At 70.1% G+C, this 24,303-nt stretch carries 25 protein-coding genes, 1 other RNA gene and 1 pseudogene; 10 read left to right on the forward strand and 17 right to left on the reverse strand.

Annotated features, from left to right (window positions below; all coding sequences use genetic code 11):
- Nucleotides 1–41: 41 nt before the first annotated feature.
- Together ACFSOX_RS21060 and ACFSOX_RS21065 are read right to left on the reverse strand one after the other, a co-directional pair.
- A complete protein-coding gene (locus ACFSOX_RS21060; protein WP_378479791.1) occupies nucleotides 42–908 on the reverse strand; it encodes a C40 family peptidase in 867 nt (288 codons plus the stop codon).
- A 136-nt stretch (nucleotides 909–1,044) separates the two neighbouring features.
- The gene (locus ACFSOX_RS21065) at nucleotides 1,045–2,421 is read right to left on the reverse strand and encodes a leucyl aminopeptidase family protein (RefSeq protein ID WP_378479792.1); all 1,377 of its coding nucleotides are present in this window, start codon (nucleotides 2,419–2,421) and stop codon (nucleotides 1,045–1,047) included.
- 192 nt (nucleotides 2,422–2,613) lie between these two features.
- On the opposite strand from ACFSOX_RS21065, the gene ACFSOX_RS21070 reads away from it, so the two are divergent.
- Together ACFSOX_RS21070 and ACFSOX_RS21075 are read left to right on the forward strand one after the other, a co-directional pair.
- Entirely contained in the window at nucleotides 2,614–3,240 is a 627-nt protein-coding gene (locus tag ACFSOX_RS21070) for a glutathione S-transferase family protein (RefSeq protein ID WP_378479793.1), read from the forward strand.
- 165 nt (nucleotides 3,241–3,405) lie between these two features.
- Nucleotides 3,406–4,275 (forward strand): tetratricopeptide repeat protein, encoded by an 870-nt coding sequence (locus ACFSOX_RS21075; RefSeq protein ID WP_378479794.1) that lies wholly within the window; start codon nucleotides 3,406–3,408, stop codon nucleotides 4,273–4,275.
- A 307-nt stretch (nucleotides 4,276–4,582) separates the two neighbouring features.
- Here ACFSOX_RS21075 and ACFSOX_RS21080 read toward each other — a convergent pair whose 3' ends face one another.
- The 11 genes from ACFSOX_RS21080 to ACFSOX_RS21130 form a co-directional block, all read right to left on the reverse strand.
- Nucleotides 4,583–5,548: a type II secretion system F family protein gene (locus tag ACFSOX_RS21080; RefSeq protein WP_378479795.1), complete on the reverse strand. Its 966-nt coding sequence runs from the start codon at nucleotides 5,546–5,548 to the stop codon at nucleotides 4,583–4,585.
- A 7-nt stretch (nucleotides 5,549–5,555) separates the two neighbouring features.
- The gene (locus ACFSOX_RS21085) at nucleotides 5,556–6,533 is read right to left on the reverse strand and encodes a type II secretion system F family protein (RefSeq protein ID WP_378479796.1); all 978 of its coding nucleotides are present in this window, start codon (nucleotides 6,531–6,533) and stop codon (nucleotides 5,556–5,558) included.
- Nucleotides 6,534–6,636: 103 nt separating this feature from the next.
- Nucleotides 6,637–8,160 (reverse strand): ATPase, T2SS/T4P/T4SS family, encoded by a 1,524-nt coding sequence (locus ACFSOX_RS21090; RefSeq protein ID WP_378479797.1) that lies wholly within the window; start codon nucleotides 8,158–8,160, stop codon nucleotides 6,637–6,639.
- Between the two features lie 22 nt (nucleotides 8,161–8,182).
- Nucleotides 8,183–9,454, reverse strand: a complete 1,272-nt coding sequence (locus ACFSOX_RS21095) for a CpaE/TadZ family protein (RefSeq protein ID WP_378479798.1) — start codon at nucleotides 9,452–9,454, stop codon at nucleotides 8,183–8,185.
- Entirely contained in the window at nucleotides 9,451–10,245 is a 795-nt protein-coding gene (locus tag ACFSOX_RS21100) for a CpaD family pilus assembly protein (RefSeq protein ID WP_378479799.1), read from the reverse strand. Before ACFSOX_RS21100 ends, ACFSOX_RS21095 begins: the two co-directional genes overlap by 4 nt.
- A gap of 22 nt (nucleotides 10,246–10,267) precedes the next feature.
- Entirely contained in the window at nucleotides 10,268–11,731 is a 1,464-nt protein-coding gene (locus ACFSOX_RS21105; RefSeq protein WP_378479800.1) for a type II and III secretion system protein family protein, read from the reverse strand.
- 44 nt (nucleotides 11,732–11,775) lie between these two features.
- Nucleotides 11,776–12,573: a Flp pilus assembly protein CpaB gene (gene cpaB, locus ACFSOX_RS21110; protein ID WP_378479801.1), complete on the reverse strand. Its 798-nt coding sequence runs from the start codon at nucleotides 12,571–12,573 to the stop codon at nucleotides 11,776–11,778.
- A 286-nt stretch (nucleotides 12,574–12,859) separates the two neighbouring features.
- On the reverse strand, nucleotides 12,860–13,363 hold the full coding sequence (locus ACFSOX_RS21115) for an A24 family peptidase (RefSeq protein WP_378479815.1): 504 nt from the start codon (nucleotides 13,361–13,363) through the stop codon (nucleotides 12,860–12,862).
- A 5-nt stretch (nucleotides 13,364–13,368) separates the two neighbouring features.
- Entirely contained in the window at nucleotides 13,369–13,545 is a 177-nt protein-coding gene (locus ACFSOX_RS21120; RefSeq protein WP_378479802.1) for a Flp family type IVb pilin, read from the reverse strand.
- 206 nt (nucleotides 13,546–13,751) lie between these two features.
- Nucleotides 13,752–13,925, reverse strand: a complete 174-nt coding sequence (locus ACFSOX_RS21125; protein ID WP_378479803.1) for a Flp family type IVb pilin — start codon at nucleotides 13,923–13,925, stop codon at nucleotides 13,752–13,754.
- Between the two features lie 235 nt (nucleotides 13,926–14,160).
- Nucleotides 14,161–14,334 (reverse strand): Flp family type IVb pilin, encoded by a 174-nt coding sequence (locus ACFSOX_RS21130; protein WP_378479804.1) that lies wholly within the window; start codon nucleotides 14,332–14,334, stop codon nucleotides 14,161–14,163.
- A 333-nt stretch (nucleotides 14,335–14,667) separates the two neighbouring features.
- On the opposite strand from ACFSOX_RS21130, the gene ACFSOX_RS21135 reads away from it, so the two are divergent.
- The 3 genes from ACFSOX_RS21135 to ACFSOX_RS21145 all read left to right on the forward strand — a co-directional run bounded on the left by ACFSOX_RS21135 (nucleotide 14,668) and on the right by ACFSOX_RS21145 (nucleotide 16,501).
- Nucleotides 14,668–15,159, forward strand: coding sequence for a pilus assembly protein N-terminal domain-containing protein (locus tag ACFSOX_RS21135; protein WP_378479805.1), 492 nt, complete (start codon nucleotides 14,668–14,670; stop codon nucleotides 15,157–15,159).
- A gap of 189 nt (nucleotides 15,160–15,348) precedes the next feature.
- Nucleotides 15,349–15,897 (forward strand): TadE/TadG family type IV pilus assembly protein, encoded by a 549-nt coding sequence (locus ACFSOX_RS21140; protein WP_378479806.1) that lies wholly within the window; start codon nucleotides 15,349–15,351, stop codon nucleotides 15,895–15,897.
- Between the two features lie 7 nt (nucleotides 15,898–15,904).
- Nucleotides 15,905–16,501, forward strand: a complete 597-nt coding sequence (locus ACFSOX_RS21145) for a TadE/TadG family type IV pilus assembly protein (protein ID WP_378479807.1) — start codon at nucleotides 15,905–15,907, stop codon at nucleotides 16,499–16,501.
- Nucleotides 16,502–16,526: 25 nt separating this feature from the next.
- On the opposite strand, the gene ACFSOX_RS21150 is transcribed toward ACFSOX_RS21145, so the two are convergent.
- From ACFSOX_RS21150 to ACFSOX_RS21160, 3 genes are read right to left on the reverse strand one after another with little or no spacing between them, the layout of a single operon-like run.
- A complete protein-coding gene (locus ACFSOX_RS21150) occupies nucleotides 16,527–16,997 on the reverse strand; it encodes an Lrp/AsnC family transcriptional regulator (RefSeq protein WP_378479808.1) in 471 nt (156 codons plus the stop codon).
- Between the two features lie 55 nt (nucleotides 16,998–17,052).
- On the reverse strand, nucleotides 17,053–18,021 hold the full coding sequence (nudC, locus tag ACFSOX_RS21155; protein WP_378479809.1) for an NAD(+) diphosphatase: 969 nt from the start codon (nucleotides 18,019–18,021) through the stop codon (nucleotides 17,053–17,055).
- 7 nt (nucleotides 18,022–18,028) lie between these two features.
- The gene (locus ACFSOX_RS21160) at nucleotides 18,029–18,472 is read right to left on the reverse strand and encodes an HIT family protein (protein WP_378479810.1); all 444 of its coding nucleotides are present in this window, start codon (nucleotides 18,470–18,472) and stop codon (nucleotides 18,029–18,031) included.
- Between the two features lie 127 nt (nucleotides 18,473–18,599).
- Here ACFSOX_RS21160 and ffs point away from each other — a divergent pair.
- The 4 genes from ffs (at nucleotide 18,600) to recR (ending at nucleotide 22,075) form a co-directional block, all read left to right on the forward strand.
- An RNA gene (gene ffs / locus ACFSOX_RS21165) (signal recognition particle sRNA small type) lies at nucleotides 18,600–18,696 on the forward strand.
- 45 nt (nucleotides 18,697–18,741) lie between these two features.
- The gene (locus tag ACFSOX_RS21170; RefSeq protein WP_378479811.1) at nucleotides 18,742–20,805 is read left to right on the forward strand and encodes a DNA polymerase III subunit gamma/tau; all 2,064 of its coding nucleotides are present in this window, start codon (nucleotides 18,742–18,744) and stop codon (nucleotides 20,803–20,805) included.
- A gap of 99 nt (nucleotides 20,806–20,904) precedes the next feature.
- Nucleotides 20,905–21,225 (forward strand): YbaB/EbfC family nucleoid-associated protein, encoded by a 321-nt coding sequence (locus tag ACFSOX_RS21175; RefSeq protein WP_378479812.1) that lies wholly within the window; start codon nucleotides 20,905–20,907, stop codon nucleotides 21,223–21,225.
- Nucleotides 21,226–21,475: 250 nt separating this feature from the next.
- Nucleotides 21,476–22,075: a recombination mediator RecR gene (recR, locus tag ACFSOX_RS21180; protein WP_378479813.1), complete on the forward strand. Its 600-nt coding sequence runs from the start codon at nucleotides 21,476–21,478 to the stop codon at nucleotides 22,073–22,075.
- A gap of 160 nt (nucleotides 22,076–22,235) precedes the next feature.
- Here recR and ACFSOX_RS21185 read toward each other — a convergent pair whose 3' ends face one another.
- On the reverse strand, nucleotides 22,236–23,222 hold the full coding sequence (locus ACFSOX_RS21185; protein ID WP_378479814.1) for a Bug family tripartite tricarboxylate transporter substrate binding protein: 987 nt from the start codon (nucleotides 23,220–23,222) through the stop codon (nucleotides 22,236–22,238).
- A gap of 61 nt (nucleotides 23,223–23,283) precedes the next feature.
- On the opposite strand from ACFSOX_RS21185, the pseudogene ACFSOX_RS21190 reads away from it, so the two are divergent.
- Nucleotides 23,284–24,135 (forward strand): annotated as a pseudogene (locus ACFSOX_RS21190) (aspartate dehydrogenase); the annotation flags it as partial.
- Nucleotides 24,136–24,303 lie beyond the last annotated feature (168 nt).

The raw sequence follows: 24,303 nt of genomic DNA on the forward strand, positions 1-24,303 counted from the left end.
GAATCCGGCGGAACCGCCGCCGGTCGATTCCGTCGCCGCGCTCAGTCCGTCGCGGCCAAGCCGGCGAGCCGCCGCACGCTGGTGACCGGGCTGCCGGTGGCGGCGATGCGGGCGACCGCGGCGGCGGTCGGCTCGATCGCGACCATCATGTGATGCGCGTTGGCGTGCAGGAGCGTCGCCGCGTCGCGCACGATCGCGACATGACCCTTCCAGAAGACGAGGTCGCCGCGTCGCCACGACGCGAGGTCGGCCGGATCGGGCAGCGCCGTTCCGAGGGCGCGCTCCTGCATGTCGCTGTCGCGCGGCGCCGCGATTCCACAGGCCGAAAGCGCGACCTGCACGAGGCCCGAGCAGTCGAGCCCGAGGCTCGTCTTGCCGCCCCACAGATACGGCGTGCCCACGAATTTCTCCGCCACGGTGACGTGATCGGATTCGACCATGTCGAGCGGAGCGAGATGCGCGGAAAAGACGAACCCGCCGGTCGCGAGCACGGCGAACGCGCCCTCGTCGCGCACGACCGCGACGCGGGCGCCGAGCGACAGGGTCGTCACCGGGGGGATCTTGATCGAGGCGGCCGGGAACACGAAGGTCCGCAGCGCCGCGACCCGGTGCGTCGGCGCCGCGCCGGGCGCCGTCAGCGCCGCGCTCGGCAGATAGCCGACATAGCCGTCGGCGAGCTGTGCCCACGACCAGCCCTCGTCGTCGGCCTCGTAGACCGTCGCGGTTTCGCCGAACAGCGCCTCGGTGTCGAGCGGCGCGTCCGGCTCGCGCCGCCGCCGCAGCGGCGCCTGCGACGTGATCACGACGCGCGGCACGCCGTCGACGAAGCGCGCGGCTTCGACCCGGCCTTTCAGATGAGACGCCGCGAGATCGGGTCGGGCGGGCGTGAGACGGGGGTCGTGGGTCATGGGCGGCTCTACATCCCCGCGCGCGTCATGCCCGGCCTTGTGCCGGGCATCCACGGACGGCCGCAGGCCGTAAGACCGTGGATGGCCGGGACGAGCCCGGCCATGACGAAGGAGCGGTTGTTGCCCTGACGATCCATCACCCGTACCGCTCGCAGAGCAGGGCGTAGAGGGCGCGGGCCGCCTGGCACTCGCCGCCCTCCGGGCGGCCGGGCTTCGCCGACGGCGTCCAGGCGTAGATGTCGAGATGCACCCAGCGTTTCGCCTCGGAGACGAAGCGGGCCAGGAACAGGGCGCACAGGATCGAGCCGGCGAAGCCCGACGTGCCGACATTGTTCACGTCGGCGGTCTTCGACTCGATCATCTGATCATAAGGACGCCACAGCGGCATCCGCCACAGCGGGTCGTGCTCGGCCGTCGCGTGCGCCGCCAACGCCGCGGCCAGATCCTCGTCGTCGGTGTAGAACGGCGGCAGGTCGGGCCCGAGCGCGACGCGCGCCGCGCCGGTGAGGGTGCCCATGTCGACGAGGAGCTCGGGCGCCTCCTCGTCGGCTAGGGTCAGCGCGTCGGCAAGCACCAGCCGACCTTCGGCGTCGGTGTTGCCGATCTCGACGGTGAGGCCCTTGCGCGACGAATACACGTCGAGCGGCCGGAAGGCGTTGCCGTCGATGGCGTTCTCGACCGCCGGGATCAGCACGCGCAGCCTGATCTTCAAGCCGCGCCCCATGATCATGTGGGCGAGCGCCAGCACGGTCGCGGCGCCGCCCATGTCCTTCTTCATCAGCCGCATCGCGGTCTCGCCCTTGATGTCGAGACCGCCGGTGTCGAAGCACACGCCCTTGCCGACCAGCGTCACCTTGGGCGAGTCGGGATCGCCCCAGGTGATATCGATCAGCCGTGGCGCCCGGGTGGAGGCGCGACCGACCGCGTGGATCAGCGGCAGATTCGCAGCGAGGAGATCGTCGCCGACGATGGTGCGGATCGCACCGCCGTGGCGCTCGGCGAGCTTTGTCGCGACCGCCTCCAGCTCGGCCGGACCCATGTCGTTCGACGGCGTGTTGACGAGGTCGCGCGCCATGGTGACGGCCTCGACGACGCAGGCGAGGTCGGCGCCGACGCCGTCCGGCGGAACCAGCCGCACCTCGCGGTCGGCGGCCTGATGGTAGCGGCCGAACCGGTAGGCGCCGAGCGCGAAGGCGAGCGCGGCGAGGCGCGCATCGGCACCCGGCTCGGCGAACCGGTAGGTGCCACGCGGCAAGAGCGCCGGCAAGCGGCCCGGCAGGAACGGATCGCGGCCGGCGCGGCCCGGCGGATCGACGCCGAACACCACCGCCGCGAGGCGCCCCTTGGCATCCGGTAGCAGCGCGTGGCGGCCGGGTTTCGGCTCGAAACCGATCGCCTCGGCGAACCCGATGGCGGCCGGATCGAGCCGCGCCCGCACGTTCGGCCAGGTGCCGGCGTCGACCAGCCAGATCGGGGTCGTCGTGGCGGCGTCGGTCGCGAATACCGGTTGCATGCTCGGGACGTCCTTGTGGCGGGAACCATGCTGCTAGCACGCGGCCGGGCCGCTTTGAAGCCGCCCACCCGCCGGCGCGCCGCGCCGCCGGCCTCCGACGCGCGCGCACGGCAGGCCCGCGTGGACGCGACGGCGTCCATGAACTATCGGTGCGGCAGCCGCGCCGCAGAGCGCGCGACACGAGGACTCCGCATGGCCATCGACTTCTACACCTTCAACACCCCCAACGGCCGCAAGATCAGCGTCGCCCTGGAGGAGATGGGGCTGCCCTACACGGTGAAGACCATCGACATCACCAAGGACCAGCAGTTCGATCCCGCCTTCCTGGCGATCTCGCCGAACAACAAGATTCCCGCGATCGTCGATCCCGACGGCCCCGGCGGCGCGCCGATCAGCGTGTTCGAGTCGGGCGCCATCCTCCTCTACCTGGCCGAGAAGACCGGTCGATTCATGCCGCACGATTTGCGCGCCCGCGTGCCGGTGCTCGAATGGCTGATGTTCCAGGTCGGCGGCTTCGGCCCGATGCCGGGCCAGGTGCACCACTTCCTCACGGTCGAGAACGAGCAGGATCGCCGCTACGGGCTCGCGCGCTTCTCCAAGGAGACAGAGCGGCTCTACGGTGTGATGGACCGCCGGCTCGCCGACCATGCGTTCTTCGCCGGCGACATCTCGATCGCCGACTTCGCGATGATCGGCTGGGCGTGGCGGCACGAGCGCCACAGGATCGACCTCGCCCGGTTTCCCCACGTGAAGCGCTGGTACGAGACCATGATGGCGCGCCCCGGCGTCGCCAAGGGCTTCTCGGTGACGCTGAGCTGAGCCGGCGCGTGGCGCCGCGACCTGGCGTGGCGGCAGCGCGACACCGCACCGCCTGCCTTTCGCCACGTCGCCACGGCTCGAATACTTTAACCGGGCGTTAGGGTTAACGGTCTATTGCTGATCTCGTGCCGGCGCCGTGAGGCCGGCACGAGTGAGGTATCCGCCGTGTCCCGATCCGCCCGTCGCCCCCGTCTCGCCTCCCGTCTCGCGTCTTGCGCCTGTCTCGGGCTCGTCGCCCTCTCGGGCGCCGGCTGCTCCACCACGGGCACCACGCTCGTCGACGTGCTGAGCGCATCGGGCAACAGCGGCGACCGGACCGGCACGGTGGCGGCCGCCGCGCCGACCTCGCAGCCACGCAACGAGGCCGAGTGGCGGCGCGAGGCCGAGATCTACGGAACCCGCTATCGCGCCGATCCCTCCGACGCCGCGAGCGCCATGGGCTATGCCCGGGCGCTGACCGCGACCGATCAGCGCGCGCAGGCCGTCTCGGTGCTGGAGCAGGCGTCGCTGCGCAATCCCAAGAACCAGGCCCTGCTCGGCGCCTTCGGCCGGGCGCTCGCCGACGTCGGACGCTACGAGCAGGCGCTCGAGGTGCTCGGCCGCGCCCACAGCCCCGACCGGCCCGACTGGCGCATCCTCTCGGCCCAGGGCACGGTGCTGGACCAGCTCGGCCGCCACAAGCAGGCCCAGGCCTACTACACGACCGCGCTCAAGATCGCCCCGAACGAGCCGTCCATCCTGTCCAATCTCGGTCTGTCCTACGCGCTCGACAAGAACCTCGCCGAGGCCGAGGCGACGCTGCGGCGCGCCAGCGAGCAGCCGAACGCCGACCCGCGGGTACGCCAGAATCTCGCCCTCGTGGTCGGGCTGCAGGGTCGATTCGCGGATGCCGAGCAGATCGCCAAGGCCGATCTGCCGCCCACCGAGGCCGCCGCCAACGTGACCTATCTGCGCGAGATGCTGGCCGACAAGGGCGGCGGCGAGTGGAAACGCATGGGCCGCCAGCCGCAGATCGCCGCCCGCGGCAAGTCGTGATCAGGTCGATCTGGGACCAACGCAACATCCGTCAGCATGTCATGGTGTCCGCGGCTCCGCCCTCCGTTACGGCTCGCTCGAGCACACATCTCACGAAGAAGGGGTTTGCTCGATAAACAAAGGACGGTGCGGGCGTCCTCTGCCCCTGCGGCGAGCACGGCGGCGCCCCCTCTCCCCGGCGGGGAGAGGGTTGGGGTGAGGGGGTGCCGACGCGGGGTTGTCTATCGAGAGGGAGTTTCCCCTCACCCGCCGCGCTTCGCGCGTCGACCTCTCCCCGCCGGGGAGAGGTGAAACGAGACGACTCCCGTCACTTCAGCGCCATCACCTGGATGGCGGCCGGGCCGAGAATCACGACGAACAGCACCGGCAGGAAGAACACGATCATCGGCACCGTGAGCTTGGGCGGCAGCGCGGCGGCCTTCTTCTCGGCCTCGGCCATGCGCATGTCGCGGTTCTCCTGCGCCATCACGCGCAGCGCCTGGCCCATCGGCGTGCCGTAGCGCTCCGACTGCTGCAAGGCGAGGCACACCGACTTGACGCCGTCGAGGCCGGTGCGCTTGGCGAGATTCTCGTAGGCCTGCTTGCGGTCGGGCAGGTAGGAGAGCTCGGCCGTCGTCAGCGTGAACTCCTCGGCGAGCGGAATCGACTGGGCGCCGACTTCCTGGCTCACCTTGCGAAGCGCCGCCTCGATCGACATGCCGGACTCCACGCAGATCAGCAACAGATCGAGCGCGTCCGGAAACGCCCGCCGGATCGACAGCTGCCGCTTCTGGATCTGGCTCTTGAGGATCAGGGTCGGAAGCTGGATGCCGAAATAGGTCGCGGCGATGCACATGCCGAGCTTGATCGTCGTCGGCTGATCGAGCGCGAGGACGAAGAAGACGTAGACGATCGACAGCGCCAGCATGACCAGCGGCGCCACGGCGCGGAAGAACAGAAACCCGACATAGGGGGCCTGGCCGCGATAGCCCGCCTGAGTCAGTAGCGTGCGCGCCTCCTCCTGCCCGAGCCACTTGGTGAGGTTGAACTGCTCGACCACCCGCTGCATGTACTGCTTCGGCGTGGCCCGCAGCTTGGCGCGATCGCCACGGGCGATCCGCTCGCGCTCGCGCTGCCGGATCTTCTCCCGCTCGACCGCCACCGCGTTCATGCGTTTGGAAAGCGTGTCGCTGGCGAGCAGCGGCATGGCCAGCGTGAGGACCGTCGCGACCGCCGCGATCGCGGCGAGGATCATCATCATCCGTCGGGGGTCGTGGAGGAGCTCGCTGATCATGGCCGCCTCAGAAGTCGAAATTGATCATTTTCTTCATCACCAGCACGCCTGTCGTCATCCAGAACGCCGAGATGGCGAGCAGGACGTGTCCGGTCGGATGCGTCCACAGGAGCGAGATGTAGGCGGGGCTGGTGATGTAGACGGTCAGCATCACGACCGGCGGCAGCGCGCCGATGATCGCCGCGGAGGCCTTGGCCTCCATCGACATCGCCTGGATCTTCTCTTTCATCTTCTTGCGATCGCGCAGCACCCGCGAGAGGTTGCCGAGCGCCTCGGACAGGTTGCCGCCGGCCTGCTGCTGGATGCCGACCACGATGCCGAAGAAATTCGCCTCGGGAAGGGGTATCCGCTCGTAGAGCCGGCCGCAGGCCTCGCCGAGCGGCATGCCGATCGTCTGGGTCTCGATGATGGCGCGGAACTCGCTGCGAATCGGCTCCTCGGAGTCGGCGACGATCAGCTTCATCGAATCGAACAGCGGCAGGCCGGCCTTGATGCCCCGCACGATGACGTCGACGGCATCGGGGAAATGCTGGAGGAACTTCGCCTCGCGCCGCTTGCGGAGATAGGACAGGAACCATCGCGGCACGCCGACACCGGCCGCGAAGCCGAGCCCGACCGCCGGCAGGAGCGCGCCGCTGGCGAGCAGCGCGAAGACGAACACCGAGCCCCCGAGCACGATCGAGATCGTGACGAACTTGCGCTTCGACCAGTCGAGACCCGCGCGAGCGATGCGGACCGCGAGCGAGGGGCTGCGCGCCCGCTTGCCGCGCTCCTCGATCTCCTTGAGGGTGTCTTCGAGCTGGTCGCGGCGCGCCTTCTGCGGCGTCCGCGAGGTCGTCTTGCGGACCGGGCCGGGCCGCGCGACGCTGCCGAGACGCTCCTCGGCCGCCTTCTCGCCGGAGAGGAGCGGGAACAGGAATACCCAGGCGATCCCGCCGACCGACATGGTCACCAGGAACGTGAGCGCGATCGTCTGCAGGGCCATGACCGAACTCCGCGTGCCGCCCACTCCCCTGCCGGAGACGCCGGGACGGCCCGATACACGAACGCCGACAACACACGGGCCGGCGCGAGCGCCGGCCGAGACCTCACGGGGCGGACGCCTCCGCGGCGTCGAGCGCCGCGGCCAGCCGCACGTCCTCGCCGAAATAACGCGCCCGCTCCCAGAACCGCGGACGCCCGATGCCGGTCGAGCGATGGCGCCCGATCAGCCGGCCGTTGGCGTCCTCGCCGAGGAGATCGAAGACGAACAGATCCTGGGTGATGATCACGTCGCCTTCGAGCCCCATCACCTCTGTGATGTGGGTGATGCGGCGCGAGCCGTCGCGCAGGCGCGCCGCCTGGATGACGACGTCGACCGAGGCGCACACCATCTCGCGGATGGTGCGCGACGGCAGCGAGAACCCGCCCATCGTGATCATCGATTCGAGGCGCGACAGCGCCTCGCGGGGATTGTTGGCGTGCAGCGTGCCCATCGAGCCGTCGTGACCGGTGTTCATCGCCTGCAGGAGGTCGAACGACTCGGGTCCGCGCACCTCGCCCACGATGATGCGCTCGGGCCGCATGCGCAGGCAGTTGCGGACGAGATCCCGCATCGTCACCTGGCCCTCGCCCTCGAGATTGGGCGGCCGCGTCTCCAGCCGCACCACGTGCGGCTGCTGGAGCTGCAGCTCCGCCGCGTCCTCGCAGGTGATCACCCGCTCGTCGTCGTCGATGTAGCGGGTGAGGCAGTTCAGCAGCGTCGTCTTGCCCGAGCCGGTGCCGCCCGACACGATGGTGTTGATCCGGCAGCGGCCGATGATCTTGAGGATCTCGGCGCCCTCGGGCGAGATCGTGCCGTAGCGCACGAGCTGCTCGAGCGTGAGCTTGTCCTTCTTGAACTTGCGGATGGTGAGCGCCGGCCCGTCGATCGCCAGCGGCGGCACGATGACGTTGACGCGCGAGCCGTCGGGCAGGCGGGCGTCGCAGATCGGCGAGGACTCGTCGACGCGCCGGCCGACCTGGCTGACGATGCGCTGGCAGATGTTGAGGAGCTGCTGGTTGTCGCGGAACCTGATCCCGGTCTTCTGGATCTTGCCGGCGACCTCGATGTAGACAGTACCGGCGCCGTTCACCATCACGTCGGCGATGTCGTCGCGGGCGAGCAGCGGCTCCAGCGGGCCGTAGCCGAGCACGTCGTTGCAGATGTCGTCGAGCAGCTCCTCCTGCTCGGCGATCGACATCACGATGTTCTTGATCGCGATGATCTCGTTGACGATGTCGCGGATCTCCTCGCGCGCCGATTCGGCGTCGAGGCGGGCGAGCTGGGCGAGATCGATCGCCTCGATCAGCGCGCCGAAGATCGTGCTTTTGGTCTCGTAATAGGAGTCCGAGCGGCGCGAATCGATCGCGGTCGGCACCCGCTGCGGCGGCGCTGCCGGCTGATCGTCGAGCGTCGGCACCCGCCCGCCGATCGTCTGCGGCGGCGGCACCATCGGGGCGGCAAGGCCGGTGGACGGAAACGGCGCCGGACCGTGCCCGCTGCGCTCGGGCGGCGGCGGGGCGACCGGCGCGGGCGTCATCCGCGGCGGTTCTCGCGCTTCCGTCGGCAGGCCGGACCGTCTTCCGAACACGTCGTTCCTCCGGGGGTCGTCGTCAGCGGGCGAACAGCTTCCCGAGCAGCGGCGGCAGCCGGCCGGCCCGGGACTTCTTCGATTCGGCGCGCCCGGTGACGAGCTGGGCGAGATGCCGGAACGATTCGGCGATGCGATGCGAAGCGGCGACCTCGGCGATCATCTGGCCGTTGTTGGCGGCGGTGCCGAACAGTTGCGGCTCGAACGGGATGATCGCGACGGGGTCGTCCTCCAGCGCCTTGGCGAAGTCCGGCGGCTTGATCTCCGGCCGCTTCGGCACGCCCACCTGGTTGAGGCAGTAGAGCGGCCGCCGGTCGTTCGGGCGTGCCGCCTTCAGGAGATCGATGATGTTCTTGGCGTTGCGCAGGCTGGCGAGATCGGGCGTCGCGACCACCAGGATGTCGTCGGCGCCGACCAGGACGCGCTTCGTCCACGCGGCCCACACATGCGGCACGTCGAGGACGACGCAGGGCACGCTGGCGCGCAGCGCGTCGATCACCGGATCGAAGCTCTCCGCCGTGAAATCGCACAGCCGGTCCATGGTGGCGGGCGCGGCGAGCAGGCTCAGATGGTCCGTGCATTTCGACAGGAGCCGGTCGACATAGGCGGTATCGACCCGCTCGGGCGAGTAGACGGCGTCGGCGATGCCCTGCGGCGGATCCTGATTGTAGTCGAGGCTCGCGGTGCCGAAGGCGAGATCGAGATCCGAAATCACGGCGTCGAGGCCGAGGTCGCGCGCCACCGCCCAGGCGACGTTGTGCGCGATGGTCGATGCGCCGACGCCCCCCTTGGCACCGACGACGGCGACGATGCGGCCGACCGGCTTGGCGCTCGGGGCGTGGAACAGGGTCGAGACAGCGCGCACGATGTCGACCGGGCTCACCGGCGTGATCAGATACTCGCTGATGCCGCGTCGCACGAGCTCGCGGTAGAGGCCGACGTCGTTGCGGTGGCCGATGACGATCACGCGCGTGGCGGCGTCGCACACCTCGGCGAGCGTGTCGAGCTCGGCGAGGATCTCGTCGCCGCCCGTGTCGGTCTCGAGCAGGATCACGTTGGGGGTCGGCGAGTTGCGATAGGCCTCGGTGGCCGCCGCCATGCCGCCCATCTGGACGCGGACATGCGCCTTGATCATGCGACGGTCGCCGGCGGCCGCCTGCACGGAGGCCGCCGTCTCGGCGGTCTCGCAGAACGCCTGCACGGAGATCCGGGGCACCGGGGCGATGTAGTCGTCGGCGTCGCCGGCGACGATCGTGTCGGGGCCTGCGGGAGGCTGCTGCTGATACGTGATCATTTGCCGACGTCGCTGATCTTGCCCTTGTCTTCCTTCGGATAGATGCCGCCCGTCGCCTCGCCCTTGCGGTACTTGTCGAGCACCACGGTGCGGCGCGAGGTCGGGATCGACGTCTCGCCGCGCGGCTGGACGAGATCGTGCGGATCGTCGACCATCGCGGCGAGATTGCGCTGGGTCGCGCATCCGAAGTTGTGATACGGCCGGTTCGCCATGTATTCGGGGTTGGCGTAGCTCGGCCCGAGGTCGTCCGGCCACAGCCCGCACGGACCCGCCTCGGCGACCATGCGGGGATAGCGCAGCTTCATGGTGGCGATCTTGTTGGGGCCGTCCGGCCGATAGGGCTGCACGTAGATGGCGTTGGCCGGCAGCCCGCCAGCCTGCAGGATCGCCTGCACCTCGGGCAGCGCGTCGGCGGCGGCGCGCTCGTTCGGCGTCCCGGCCGGCAGCTCGATCACGATGCCGCCGGTCGCCTCGCGCGACCAGGTCCGGGCGAACGAGGCGACCAGGGCGCGCTGGTTAGGCGTCAGGCCGCCGCGGTTGGCGCCGATGAACAGCTCGGTCGTCTGGTCGCCCTCCTGGATGGCGATCGGGTGGCGCAGCCGGTAGTCGTTCGGAGGGCTCGCCGTGACGACGCGGTCGCGGGTGCCGAGGCAGCCGCCGAGCGCGGTGGCGAGCAGCAGCACGGCGACGGCACGCAGGACAGGCGCGGCGCGCGGCGCACGATCCGGCGCGCGCCGCGGCGCGGGGCGGCGGCAGCGCCCCATCGGGTTGGTCGGGTCCGCTCGGGTCATGGTGGTCTCCGGTCCCTGCCGCTCAGTCGAGGATGAAGCCGTACTTGCCGAAATAGGTCCGGTTCGGATTGTTGCTGCCGGCGACGCCGTAGATCCGGTTCAGCCGGCCCATCAGCACCGAGGACGGATCGGACATGTCGGCGTAACCGTCGTCCGGCTTCGAGAGGTTCTTGGGCGAGACGGCCCGAACCATGTAGGGCGTCACGATGATCATCAGCTCGGTCTGGCGGTTCACGTAGTCGCGGCTGCGGAACAGCGTGCCCAGCACCGGCACCTGGAGAAGCCCCGGCAGGCCGTTGATCTGCTGCTTGGTCTGCTCCTGGATCATCCCGGCCATGGCGAGCGCGCCGCCCGAGGGGATCTCGACCACGGTGTCGGCCCGGCGCACCCGGATCGACGGGACCGTCAGGTTCTGGCTCGAGCCGGTGACGGTCAGCACCAAGGCGTTCTCGGACGAGAGGTCCGACACCTCGGTCATCACCTTGAGGCTGATCCGGCCCTCGCTCAGCACCACCGGGGTGAAGTGCATGCTGATGCCGAACTTCTTGAAGTCGACCTGCGCCTGGCAGACCGGCGGCGACTTGGTGGTGTCGCAGGACAGGCCGGCCGGGATCGGGAACTCGCCGCCGGCCAGGAACGTCGCGCTCTCGCCCGAGATGGCCGAGAGCGTCGGCTCGGCGAGCGTGCGGATCACGCCGGCGCGCTCCATCGCCTTGAGAGTCGCGGACATCGACGAGAAGGTGCCGGTGATCGCCGTGTTGCTGAGGGTCTGGCCGAACGCCGAGAACGGGTTCTGGGTGGCGATGTCCAGCACCGTGTTGCCGCCGCCGACCGTGCCGTTGAGATCGATGCCGAGCTGCTTGATGATGTCGCGCTGCACCTCGGCGACCGTCACCTTCAGCATCACCTGGTCGCGGCCCTTGATGGTGAGGGCGTTGACCACCTTGGTCTCGGCGCCGACCAGGCGCGTGGCCAACTCGAACGCCTGCTGGGATTCGGCCGGGCTCGCCACGGCGCCGGTCAGCATGACACCGTCGCCGACGCCCTCGATCGAGACGTCGTGATTCGGGAACATGCGGCGCAGGCTGGTGCGCACGCCGTTGAGGTCGCGCGTCACCGCGATGTCGTAGCCGACGATCTGCGCGCCGGTCTCGTCGAAGAAGTAGATGCTGGTCTGGCCGACCTTGACGCCGATCAGATAGGCGCGGCGCGACGTGCGGATCACCGCGTTGGCGATCAGCGGGTCGGCGACCAGCACGTCCTTCACCTCGCGCGGCAGATCGATCACCACCGACTTGCCGACGCCGAGCTGGAGCGGGATGGCCCCGGGCTCGACCGGACCCGGGTCGACCGGGACGACGGCCGGCGTCGAGGCGGGGCGCACCGGCGGCAGACCGCGCGGATCGGCGGCGAGCGACGGCTGCACGAGGCCGAACACGGCCCCGAGCAGAACCCCCAGCGCGGTGGCCCGCATCCTCGCGCTCATCGCCATCTCCGTCCCCTCCCGTCGCGGCTCGACAGCGGCGCCGCTCACTTCGCGATCGACGTCGAGGTCACGCCGAAGCGGACCATGTTGACCCGGCTGCCGGCGCGGTCGACGTCGACCACCTCGGGCTTGTCGCGGGTCGGATCGGAGTCGGCGAGGCTGCGCAAGGCGAGCGACATCGACCCCATCTGCTTGGAGACGGCGAGCGTCTCCGCCTGACGCGGCGTCAGCTCCAGCGTCGCGGTGCGGCCGACCACGACCTTCTGGCCGTTCTTGTCCTCGACCATCTGGTCGATGGCGAGCACGCGCACGTCGGTCAGCACGGTCTCGCTCACATGCGTCTCGACGCCGGTCGCGCGCTCGGTCTCGCGATCGCGGCGGGTCAGCAGCACGTCGACCCGGTCGTTGGGGAGGATGAAGCCGCCGGCGCCGGTCTCCGGCGAGATCTCGGTCGAGACCGCCCGCATGCCGGCCGGCAGGATCGCAGCCATGTAGCCGGACCCCTTCACCTTGATCAGCTTGCTCTCGCGCACCGGCTCGCCGGCGGCGATCGGAGTGCGGGCGATGGCGCCGACGAACTGGGCGAGGGCGTCGGGATTCTCGCTGCGCTTGAGGAAGGCCGGGCCGAGGGCGCCGGCCGGCCAGGGCTGCCAGCCGATATCGGCGTCGGTGAGCGACTGGCCGATGCCGATGTCGGTCTTGGCGACCAGCACGTCGACGGTGTCGAGCTTCGCCGCGGGGGCCGGCGGGGCCGGCTCGCGATCGATGGTGCCGGCCAGAAGGGCGGCGAGGCCGCCGGCGGAAACCGCTATGCCGAGGACGATCAGACGCGCGGCTTTCATACGCTTCACTTTCCACGAAGACGCGACGGCACGCTCGCCGTCCTGCCGGCATTTCAGCAGGGAATGGTCAATTCATGGTTAATGAGGCGTATCCGGACCGCGGTGTCGGACGGGGAGGACGGAGCGATGCGGCACACCGCGTGGGGCCGGCGGCGGGGTGCGGCCGGCCACGTCCGTATGACGGGCGTTATGACAGGCGTTCGTTAACAGATGTTTCACGATTGCGGTGGGATCGGCTTCGAAGCGCGGAGCGCCAAGCGTCCGCGGGGTCGTCAGCCGATCGTCGTCAGCCGATCGCCGTCACCCACGGCGTCGACGGATAGATCAGCAGCCCCGCCGCGGCGAGCGCGATGCCGTAGGGAATGCCACCGTCGCGCTGGTGCAGGCGCTCGATCCAGGCGCTCCCCGACAGCCGTCCGGGCAGCGCGTATTTGCGGAACTCGAGCAGCACGAGGGTGAGCGCGCCGCCGAGCAGCGAGGCGTAGAGCACGTACTCGAAGAGGAAGCCGAAGCCGAGCCACAGCGCCGTCGCGGCCGCGAGCTTGGCGTCACCGCCGCCGATCCAGCCGCGCGCGAAGAACACGAAGCCGACGACGAGCGTGAGCGCGGCGGCGCCGGCGTGCATGCCGACATCGGCGAGCGGCATGCCGGTCGCGACCGCGAGCGCGCCGAAGCCGAGGCCGAGCAGGATCGCGACCCGGTTCGAAATCGTCATCGTGAAGAGATCGCTCGACGCGGCGAACGCCATCAGGGCGGGAAAGATCAGGAGGCGTGCGGTGTCGAGCAGCATGGCGGTCATTGGCCCACCGTCGAGAGCTTGGTCGACACGGTTTCGTAGCGGTCCTTCATGCCGGTGCCGATCGCGTTCACGGCGGCGATCACGGTCACCGAGATTCCGACGGCGATGATGGCGTACTCGATCGCGGTCGCGCCGCGCTCGTCGTGCAGAAACCGCTTGAGGAAGGCGCGCATGGGAGCCTCGGTGTCGAAGGGAGCCGCCGGCACCTTAGCCGCGAAGCCTTAAGTCCGGGTAAGCACGATGGAGCAGATCGCTCACGTAACGCCGTGGGCCGACGGCGAGCGGCGCGGTCGCCGCGACCGACGACGCGAATCGAAAGCCCCCGGCGCGGCGCCGAGGGCTTTCGCCGTCTCGAACGGGTCGCCGACCGGACCGACGATCAGTTGCCGGCCGTGCCGAGCTTCGTCGAGATGGTGGTGAACGTGTTCGTCAGCTGGGTGCCGAGCGTGTTCACGACCGTGATGATGGCGACCGAGATGCCGGCGGCGATCAGGCCGTACTCGATGGCGGTGGCACCGGACTGGTCGGCGAGAAAGCGGTTGATCAGAGTCATCGGGATGGTGTCCTCGAGGCGGGAGCCGTCCTGGAACGGCGATACGGGAGCACTCTCGCAGCCGCGACTGGACGCCGGGTAACGCCTCCGCCGGGGATTCGAGATACAATTTCGGTCGAATGCCCGACGATCCGTCAACCTTCGTCCGCCACCGCGCGACACGGCGCGCCCCAAACGAAAGGCCCCGGACCGTGGTCCGGGGCCTTGCTGGTCGTCGCGGCGATGCGGCGGACGATCAGTTGCCGGCGGTGCCGAGCTTCGTCGAGATGCTGGTGAACGTGTTCGTCAGCTGAGTGCCGAGCGTGTTCACGACCGTGATGATGGCGACCGAGATGCCGGCGGCGATCAGGCCGTACTCGATGGCGGTGGCGCCCGACTCGTCCTTCACGAAACGCTTCAGAGTGTTCATTGTCCTGCTCCTGCTTCCACGCATGCTGTCTGATCTGGCCCGCGGTCCCGTTGTGTCCCGGCCGATCCGAGCCATGGCGCAACCCTACCGCGCCGCCCTTGCATGCCGGTTAATTCCACCGCAGAAACCCGCCTTCCGGGTGATCCTTCGGCCCGTGGTTAACATCGCCTTTCCGGAACAGCGAAAAAACGTCGAAAATGCCGATGAAATCGCGACTTCTCGGAGTCGCGGCGAATCCGCCGCATTGGGATTTCGTTCACCACTTCCGCGGCAAGGTCGAAAGGCCCGTCGCGCCGCCTCGCGGCGCCGGATCGGCAGCGTTGGAGTGGACCGATGATGCGTTCTTCGCGGCGGCTCCGGGCCGCATTGGCCGGCCTCGCGCTCGGCCTGATCGCCGTCCCGGCGGTCGCCGAGCAGACCGCCCCCGCCGACCCGCTCGTCGTCGTTCTCGATCGTGCGAGGCTCGTCCGAATTCCTGATCACGTCGCCACAGTCGTGGTCGGAAACCCGCTGATCGCCGACGTCAGCGTCCAGGCCGGCGGCATCCTGGTGATCACGGGCAAGGGCTACGGGATCACCAATCTGATCGCGCTCGATCGCGGCGGCAAGGTTCTGATGAGCGAGGCCGTGCAGGTGCAGGGGCCGCCCGACGCCGTCGTCGTGTATCGCGGCGTCCGCCGCGAGTCCTACAGCTGCACGCCGGAGTGCGACCGCCGCATCACGCTCGGCGACACGCCGGAGTTCTTCAACGAGACGATCACGCAGACCGGCATCCGCAACCAGCGCGCCCAGACCGGAACGGCCGGCGGCACTCCGGCCCGCTGACGCGACGGCGGGCCGCGCGGCGCCCACCGAGACCCGAACCGCCGCCACGTGGTGAACGGTCTCCTAACGGCGGGGGCGGCCGCGTCGACGTCCGCTGCAAGGGTTTCACAAGAGGCTTTTGCCTAAAATAGCGCGTTCGCGAGAGGTGCGCCCATGCTCGGACGACGCGGGGTGGTTTTCTGCTCGGCCATGGCCCGATGGACGGTTGCGACCGCGGCGCGGATCGCGCCGGCGCGGCTGCGTCGCTTCGTGCGCCGCGAAGACGGATCGACCGCGGTCGAGTTCGCCCTCGTGCTGCTCCCCTTCCTCTCCGTCATGCTGATGACGATGGAGACCGCGCTGGTCTTCTTCGCCCAGCAGAATCTCGAGACGGTCGCGGCGGACTCGGCCCGCCTGATCATGACGGGGCAGGCTCAGAATCAGAACTTCGACGCCAACAAGTTCAAGTCCGCCGTGTGCGATCGCGTGGTCGCCTTGTTCAACTGCTCGACCGGCATGTATGTCGACGTGCAGAAATACACGTCCTTCGCCTCGATCAGCAACACGGTGACGCTCGACGCCAGCGGCAACCCGGTGACCAACTACAATCCGGGCGGCAAGAACGAGATCGTCGTGGTCCGCCTGATGTACAAGTGGCCGATCGTCTCGCCGCTCACCCAGCCCTATCTCGCCGACGGCGGAAACGGCACGACCCGCCTGTTGGTGGCGACGTCCGCCTTCCGTAACGAACCGTTCTGAGGCCGCCATGCCGCACGACACCCCGTCCCCGAGCCGTCCGGGTTTCCCGGTGCGCACCGGCCCGCTCGCCCGTTTCCCCGGCGACGAGCGCGGCGTCTCGGCGGTCGAATTCGCGCTGCTGCTGCCCGTGATGCTGACGCTCTATCTCGGCGGCGTCGAGGTGACGTCGGCGGTCAGCATCGACCGCAAGGTGACGCTGGTGGCGCGCACCGTCGCCGACCTGGTGGCTCAGGCCACGACGGTGACGACCGCCGATCTCACCGACGTGCTGAAGGCCTCGACGGCCGTCGCCGCCCCCTTTCCGTCGGCGCCCCTCAAGGTCACGGTGTCGAGCGTCAAGATCGACACCTCGAAGACGGCCAAGATCGTGTGGAGCTCGACCCTCAACGGCACCGCGCGCACGGTGGGCGCCGACGTGACCACCCTGATCCCGCAGGCGCTGCGCGACCCCTGCGCGGCGGCCACCACGGCCTGCACGCTGATCTGGGGCGAGGCGAGCTACGACTACAAGCCGGCCATCGGCTACGTCATCACCGGCACGCTGACGCTCAACGACAAGATCTTCATGAAGCCGCGGATGAGCAACGAGGTGACGAAGAGCTGAGTCGACCCCTCTTCCCGTCCGCCCCTCACCGCCGCGGCGCGACCTCGCCGATCGGCAGCACCGTGGTCGACTTGATCCGCTCCATGGCGAAGCGCGACGTGACGTTCTTGAGCGGCACCGTGGCGATGAGCTGCTTGTAGAAGCGGTCGTAGGCGTGCATGTCGGGCACGACGACGCGCAGCATGTAGTCGACGTCGCCGGCCATCCGGTAGAACTCCATCACCTGCGGCATCGCGCCGACCGTCCGGGCGAAGCGGTCGAGCCACTCCTGCGAGTGGTCGGCCGTCTCCACCGAGACGAACACCGTGACGCCGAGCCCGACCTTGTCCGGATCGACGATGGCGACGCGCCGGGCGATGACGCCGGCCGCCTCCAGCTTCTGGATGCGCTTCCAGCACGGCGTCGAGGAGAGGCCGACGCGGTTGCCGATCTCCTGCACGGAGAGCGAGGCGTCCTCCTGCAACAGCGCGAGAATCTTCCGGTCGATGGCATCCATGCGGGCGGTGTCCCTGCGGCGCCGGGGCGGCCGCCGCGGCGCCGGTCGGCGCGGCTCAGGTCGGCGCGGGTCGACCGAGGCCGCCGGCGGCGTCCTCGACCCAGCTCCGCATGATGAAATGGGCGATGGCGATCGGCGGGGGCGCGAACAGGCCGTCGGGATGGCGCCGCTCGAGCATCGTGACGACCTCGTCGCGCGAGAACCAGCGCAGATCCTCGAGCTCGGTGCGGTCGATCACGAGGTCGGTCTCCAGCGCCTCGGCGTAGCAGCCGATCATCAGCGACATCGGGAACGGCCACGGCTGCGAGGCGACGTAGTGGACCCGCCCGCAGCGGATGCCCGCCTCCTCCAGGGTCTCGCGCCGCACCGCCTCCTCGATGTTCTCGCCCGGCTCGACGAAGCCGGCGAGGCACGACCACATGCCGGGCGCGAAGCGCGCCTGGCGGCCGAGCAGGCAGCGCTCGCCGTCCACGGCCAGCATGATGACGACCGGGTCCGTCCGCGGAAAATGCTCGGCCCCGCAGGACGGGCAGGTGCGCCGCCAGCCGGCCTGGTCGGGCGCCGAAGGATGGCCGCAGGCCGAGCAGAATCGGTGCCGGGCGTGCCACAGCAGCAGCGCCTTGGCCTCGGCCAGCGGCGGCAGGTGCTCGGCCGCCACCAGGCCCTGCACGGCGATCGAGCGCAGGTCGGTCACCAGGAGGTCGGGGCGCTCCGCCAGCACCGGGCCGAGAGCGGCGTCGAGCCCCACGCCGAAGCGGCCGACGCCGCGATCGTGGCCGAGCCACACGGTCTCGCCCACCGGACCGAGCGTCGCCGCCTCGGCGAGCGTGAACAGCGGGTCGGCGAGCGGGTCGCCACGCCGCATGATCACCAGGTCGCCGGCCGTCACATAGGTGCGGGCGGCCGGGTCGGCCGTGGAGGCGGCCAAGCGGTCCGGGTGATGGCGAACGGCGGGATCGCGGTCGAGAAGGCTGCCGGTGTAGCCGAGCCGGGGCCGGTCGTCGGGATCAGGGGGGGTCAGCATGGCGGCACTAAAAGCGGGGCGCCTCGTCGGACGCAAGCCAAATCCGCTTCCGCAACGCGCGGATGAACGCCTCGACCTCGCGCGGGTCGTGCGCCGCCGGGGCGACCACCCCCCACACCGGCCGCGGCCAGGCGGCATCGCTGGTCCGCCGCGCGATGACGTGGACGTGGAGCTGCGGCACCACGTTGCCGAGCGCCGCGATGTTGAGCTTGTCGCATTCGGTGACCGCCTTGAGGGCACGGCCGACGCGGGCGATCTCGGTCATCAGCTGGGCCTGCTCGACCTCGTCGAGATCGATGATCTCGGCGACGCCGGCGCGGCGCGGCACCAGGAGGAGCCAGGGGTAGTTGGCATCCTGGATGACCAGCACCCGGCTGAGCGGCAGGTCGCCGGTGTTGATCGTGTCCTTGGCGAGCTGCGGATGCAGCGTCCAGGCGGTGCTGTCGGACATGGTGACGGGACTCGGGCGGGGGCTCGGACGACGGGAATCGATCGGCCGCGAACCTACCACGAAGGCCTCGGGGGCGCCCGTAATCGGAGGCTTGCAATCGGCCGCGGTCCTCGCGATATAGGGGGCGGGAGGTTGGCGGTGGACGAGCCACTCGCCAACCGGGTCAGGTCCGGAAGGAAGCAGCCCTAACGAGCCCCGGTTCGGGTCGCGTGTCAGCCTCCCACTGAAACTCCTTCGAGATTTGCGGTTCTGCGAGGCCCGGCCGAGCGATGGACGACGCCGAGACACCCGGGCTTGTGCCGGCCGCCGGGCCGGCCGATCCGGCGTCGCCCGCCCTGTTCCCCGCCCCGCCCGCCCCAACGACCCCACCTGCCGCGGCCGAGCCGGCCGGCGCCTACCGGGTGCTGGCGCGAAAATACCGCCCCTCCACGTTCGACGACCTGATCGGCCAGGACGCGATGGTGCGCACCATCTCGAACGCGTTCGAGACCGGCCGCATCCCGCAGGCCTGGATTCTCACCGGGGTGCGCGGGGTCGGCAAGACGACGACGGCCCGCATCCTGGCCCGCGCCCTCAACTACGCCCTGCCGGACGGCTCGATCACGGGCCCGACCATCCACATGCCGGTGCTCGGCGTGCACTGCGCCGCCATCATGGAGAGCCGCCATTTCGACGTGATCGAGATGGACGCGGCCTCCCACAACGGCGTCGACGACATCCGCCAGATCAACGACGCGATCCGCTACGCGCCGGTGTCGGCCCGCTACAAGGTCTACATCCTCGACGAGGTCCACATGCTGTCGACGGCAGCGTTCAACGCCGTCCTGAAGACGCTGGAGGAACCCCCGCCGCACGCGAAATTCGTGTTCGCGACGACCGAGATCCGAAAAGTCCCGATCACGGTGCTGTCGCGCTGCCAGCGCTTCGACCTGCGCCGGCTCGACGCCGAGCTTCTCGGCACCCATCTCGGCAACATCGCCAAGAAGGAGGGCGTCACGGTCGCGCCGGAGGCGCTGGCCCTGATCGCGCGGGCGGCCGAGGGCTCGGTGCGCGATTCGCTCTCGCTGCTCGACCAGGCGATCGCCCATGCGGGCGGGGGCACCGACGGGGGCGCGGGCGGCACCGTCGACGCCGCCGGCGTGCGGGCGATGCTCGGGCTCGCCGACCGCAGCCGCGTCATCGACCTGTTCGAGATGCTGATGCGGGGCGACATCGCCGCCGCGCTCACCGAGCTGCGCGACCAGTACGACAGCGGTGCCGACCCGGTGACGGTGCTGGAGGACTTGGCCGAGCTCACCCATTTCGTCACCCGCGTGAAGGTGGTGCCCTCCGTCGCCGAGGACCGGGCGCTGTCCGAGGCCGAGCGCACCCGCGGCCGGGCGCTCGCCACCGCGCTGTCCATGCGGGTGCTGTCGCGCACCTGGCAGATGCTCCTGAAGGGGCTCGCCGAGGTCGAGGCGGCGCCGAAGCCGATCGCCGCCGCCGAGATGGTTCTGGTGCGGATCGCCTACGCGGCCGATCTGCCGACGCCCGACGAGGTGATCCGCTCGCTCGGATCGTCGCCCGGCACGGACGCGCCGACGGGAGGCCACGGCGGCGGCCGCGCGCCGCTTCCGGCCGGCGGCCCCGCGGCGTCCGGCCTCGCGTCGAACGGCGGTTCCGCCTCCGGCGCCGGCTCCGTCTCCGGCGGCGAGCGGGCGATGCGGCCGCTGCCCGACCGGCCCGCGATGGTGGCCGGCCGCGCCGCGGCCGAGCCGCGCGCCCTGGCGACGCCCGGCGCCAAGCCCGCCCCCGGTCCGGCCGCCGGCCCGGCGCCCGAGGCGGTGCCGCTGCTCGGCCGCTTCGAGGAACTGGTCGCGCTCGCCACCGCCAAGCGCGACATCCAGCTCAAGACCGTGCTGGAGCGCGACGTCCGGCTGGTGCGGTTCGAGGACGGGCATCTCGAGATCGCGCTCGAGCCGAACACGTCCAAGGCGGCGATCGGCGACCTGTCACGACGGCTCGGCGACCTCACCGGACGGCGCTGGATGGTGGTCGTCTCGTCCGAGCCGGGCCAACCGACGCTGCGCGCGCAGCAGCAGGCGCGCGAGGCCGAGGCCAAGCGCGGCGTGCTCGCCGACCCGCTGGTGCAGCGGGTGCTGGAACGATTTCCCGGCTCCGAGGTGGTCGACGTGCGCCGGCGGGACGTGGAGCCGGAGGCACCCGCCGCCGCCGCGCTGCCGCCCGTCCCGGAGCCGGACGAGGACGGCGACGCCGACGAGCCGCCGCCGGTCTGGGACGAGAGCGCCTACGGGTCGCACGCCATGCCGGACGATCTCGACGACGATTTTTGAAGAGCCCGGCGCCGTCGGGCCGGAGCAGCCGTCTCCGGCCCGACGGCGCCGACGAATACGACCCGCGGGGCCGCGCCCCGCTCATTGCGAGAGGCGATCATGGCGAACATCCTGGGCCTGATGAAGCAGGCGGCCGAGCTCAAGGGCAAGATGGAGGCGCTCCAGGCGGAGCTCGAGCAGATCGAGGTCGACGGCGCGGCCGGCGGCGACATGGTCACCGTCACGGTGACGCCGAAGGGCGAGCTGAAGAAGCTGACGATCGACCCCTCGCTGATGAAGCCCGACGAGACCGAGGTGCTGGAGGATCTGATCGTCACGGCGCACGCCGACGCCAAGCGCAAGGCCGACGCCCTGCTCGCCGAGAAGATGCAGGCCCTCACCGGCGGCCTCCCCATCCCGCCCGGCATGAAGCTGTTTTGAGATCCTACGTGAGCAGGACCAAGCAGGGCGCAGCGGGCGTGGCCACCCCCCTCCCTGTCCCTCCCCCCACAAGGGGGGAGGGAACGCAAGAACCTCGGCGCGGTCACTTTCGGATGCACCTAGTGTCGTCCTCCAGATTCTTGCGGCTCGCCCCGACTTGCTCCCTCCCCCCTTGTGGGGGAGGGTTGGGGAGGGGGGTGAGCCCCGGGCTCGGCCTTCCCGAGGAACGGCATTCAAAGAACGATTCACGATGAGCGCCGGCCCCGAGATCGAGCGTCTGATCCAGCTCCTCGCCAAGCTGCCCGGGCTGGGGCCGCGCTCGGCGCGGCGCGCCGCGCTGCATCTGGTAAAAAGGCGCGATCTGGTGATGGCGCCGCTCGCCGCGGCCCTGCAGGCCGCCATGGACACCATCACGGTGTGCCGGGTGTGCGGTAATCTCGACAGCACGAATCCCTGCACGGTGTGCAGCGACCCGCGTCGCGACCCGAGCACCATCGTGGTGGTGGCGGACGTCGCGGACCTGTGGGCGTTGGAGCGCGCCAAGGCCGTCAACGCGCGTTATCACGTGCTCGGCGGCACGCTGTCGCCGCTCGACGGCGTCGGGCCGGACGACCTCGCCATCGCGTCGCTGGTGACGCGGGCGCACGACCCGGCGATCACCGAGGTCATTCTCGCCCTCGACGCCACGGTCGACGGCCAGACGACGGCGCACTACGTCACCGAGCTGCTGGCCGACGCGCAGGTGAAGGTGACGGGCCTCGCCCACGGCGTCCCGGTCGGCGGCGAGCTCGATTATCTCGACGAGGGCACGCTCACGCAGGCGATCCGCAGCCGCACCACGATGGGGTGAGGGAGCGCGAAGCTGACGAAAGTCCTTCGTCGTCCCGGGGCGCGCCGCAAGGCGCGAGCCCGGGATCCATGACCCCTGTGCGTCGTGAGCCACCGACACCGGGCGTATGGAATCCGGCCTCGCGGACTTGACGGTCCGCGCCCCGGAATGACAAAAAACCTCACTCCACCTGGACGCCGCTCGCCTTGATCGGAGCGGCCCATTTCTCGATCTCGCTCTTGACGAACTTGGCGAGATAGTCGGGCGTCATCCGGTCCGGCGACACCACGACGGCGCCCAGCGAGGCGAGGCGCTCCTGCACCCACGGCGTCTTCATGGTCTCGACCAGCGCGGCGTTGAGCTTGTCGACGATCGCCTTGGGGGCGTTCTTCGGCAGGAAGATCGCGTTCCAGGTATAAGCCTCGACCTGCGTGCCCTCCTCGGTCGCCGACGAGAGGTTCGGCAGCGCCTTCGAGCGGTCCTTGGTGAGGATGGCGATCGGCTTCACGGCGCCGCCGTCGATCTGCGGCTTGGCCGTGGAGATCATGTCGCACAGATAGTCGACGCGCCCGCCCTGCAGATCCTGCATGGCCGGGCCGGTGCCGCGATACGGCACGTGGGTGACCGGCAGGCCGGCCGCCGTGTTGAACACCACGCAGGCGAGATGCGAGGCCGAGCCGGCGCCCGCCGAGGCGAACGTCATCTTGCCGGCATTGGCCTTGGCGTAGGCGACGAACTCCTTGTAGTTGCTGACCGGCAGATCCTTGCGGATGACCAGCACGATCGGCACGTCGGCGAGCAGCGCCACCGGCGTGAAGTCGCCCTCGGCGTTGTAGAGGGGGCGCTTGTAGAGGGTCTGGTTCTGGGCATGGGTGCCGACCGTGCCGAGCACCATGGTGTAGCCGTCCGGCGCGGCGTTGGCGACGCGCTGGCTGCCGTTGGCGCCGCCGGCGCCGCCGACGTTCTCGACCACCACCTGCTGGCCCAGAACCTCGCCCAGGCGTTGTGCGACGATGCGCCCGAGCACGTCGGTCGGACCGCCGGCCGCGAACGGGATCACCATGGTGACGGGACGATTGGGGTAGTCCTGGCCCTGAGCGGACGCGATCGCCGGCGCGGCGATCGCCAGCGCGGCGGCCACCAGCAGCCTGAAAGCGGAGCGGAGCATCGGTTCCTCCTTGTTTGTTCGGAGCGTTCGATTATGGAAATGAGCGGCTAGACGACAATCCAGGGCCCGCAAGGTCGCAGGAAAAGCGGAAAACGGGAAGGCGAAAATGGTGCCGATGCGGATCGGAATCGCGGGACTCGGCGCCATCGGCCGGGCGGTCGCCCGGGCGCTCGCCGACGGCATGCCGGGGCTGGAGCTCGCCGGCATCGCGGCCCGCGACCATGCCAAGGCGCGCGCCTGGCTGGACGACCAGCGCATCGCCTGCCCGCTCGTCAAGCTGGAGGCGATGCCCTCGCATGCCGACCTGGTGGTGGAATGCGCCCCGGCCGCCGTGCTCGACGCCATCTGCCGGCCGATGCTCTCCGCCCGCAAGAAGGCCATGGTGCTGAGCGCCGGGGCCCTCCTGTCGCACCCCGAGCTGATCGAGCTGGCGAGCCACAAGGGCGGCCAGATCATCGTGCCGACCGGCGCGCTGATCGGCCTCGACGCGGTGACGGCGGCGGCGCAGGGCACGATTCACGCGGTGCGGATGACCACCCGCAAGCCGCCGCGTGGGCTCGCCGGGGCGCCGCATCTGGTGAGCAACGGCATCTCCGTCGAGAACCTGACCGAGCCCAAGCGCGTCTTCGCCGGCACGGCCCGCGAGGCGGCGATCGGCTTCCCGGCCAACGTCAACGTGGTGGCGGCGCTGGCGCTGGCCGGCATCGGGCCGGACCGCACGACGATCGAGATTTGGGCCGATCCCGGCGTCGACCGCAACTGCCATGCGATCGAGGTCGATTCGGACTCGGCCAAATTCCAGATGTCGATCGAGAACGTCCCGTCCGAAAACCCCCGCACCGGCCGCATCACGGCCCTCTCGGTGCTCGCCGCGCTCGCCAAGCAGCGCGCGCCGCTCCGGGTCGGGACGTAGGCGGCACAGGCCGTAGGGTGGGCAAAGGCACGCCGGAAGGCGTGCCGTGCCCACGCGGTCTGTCGGAACGGTCCTCGGATCGGTAGCACCCGACGGCGTGGGCACGGCGCCTTGCGCCTTTGCCCACCCTTGTAACAGCGAGAGCGAGTATCGTCGGGCCGTTCCGTG

The sequence above is a fragment of the Rhodoplanes azumiensis genome, from assembly GCF_042682915.1.
Lineage (GTDB): Bacteria > Pseudomonadota > Alphaproteobacteria > Rhizobiales > Xanthobacteraceae > Rhodoplanes > Rhodoplanes azumiensis.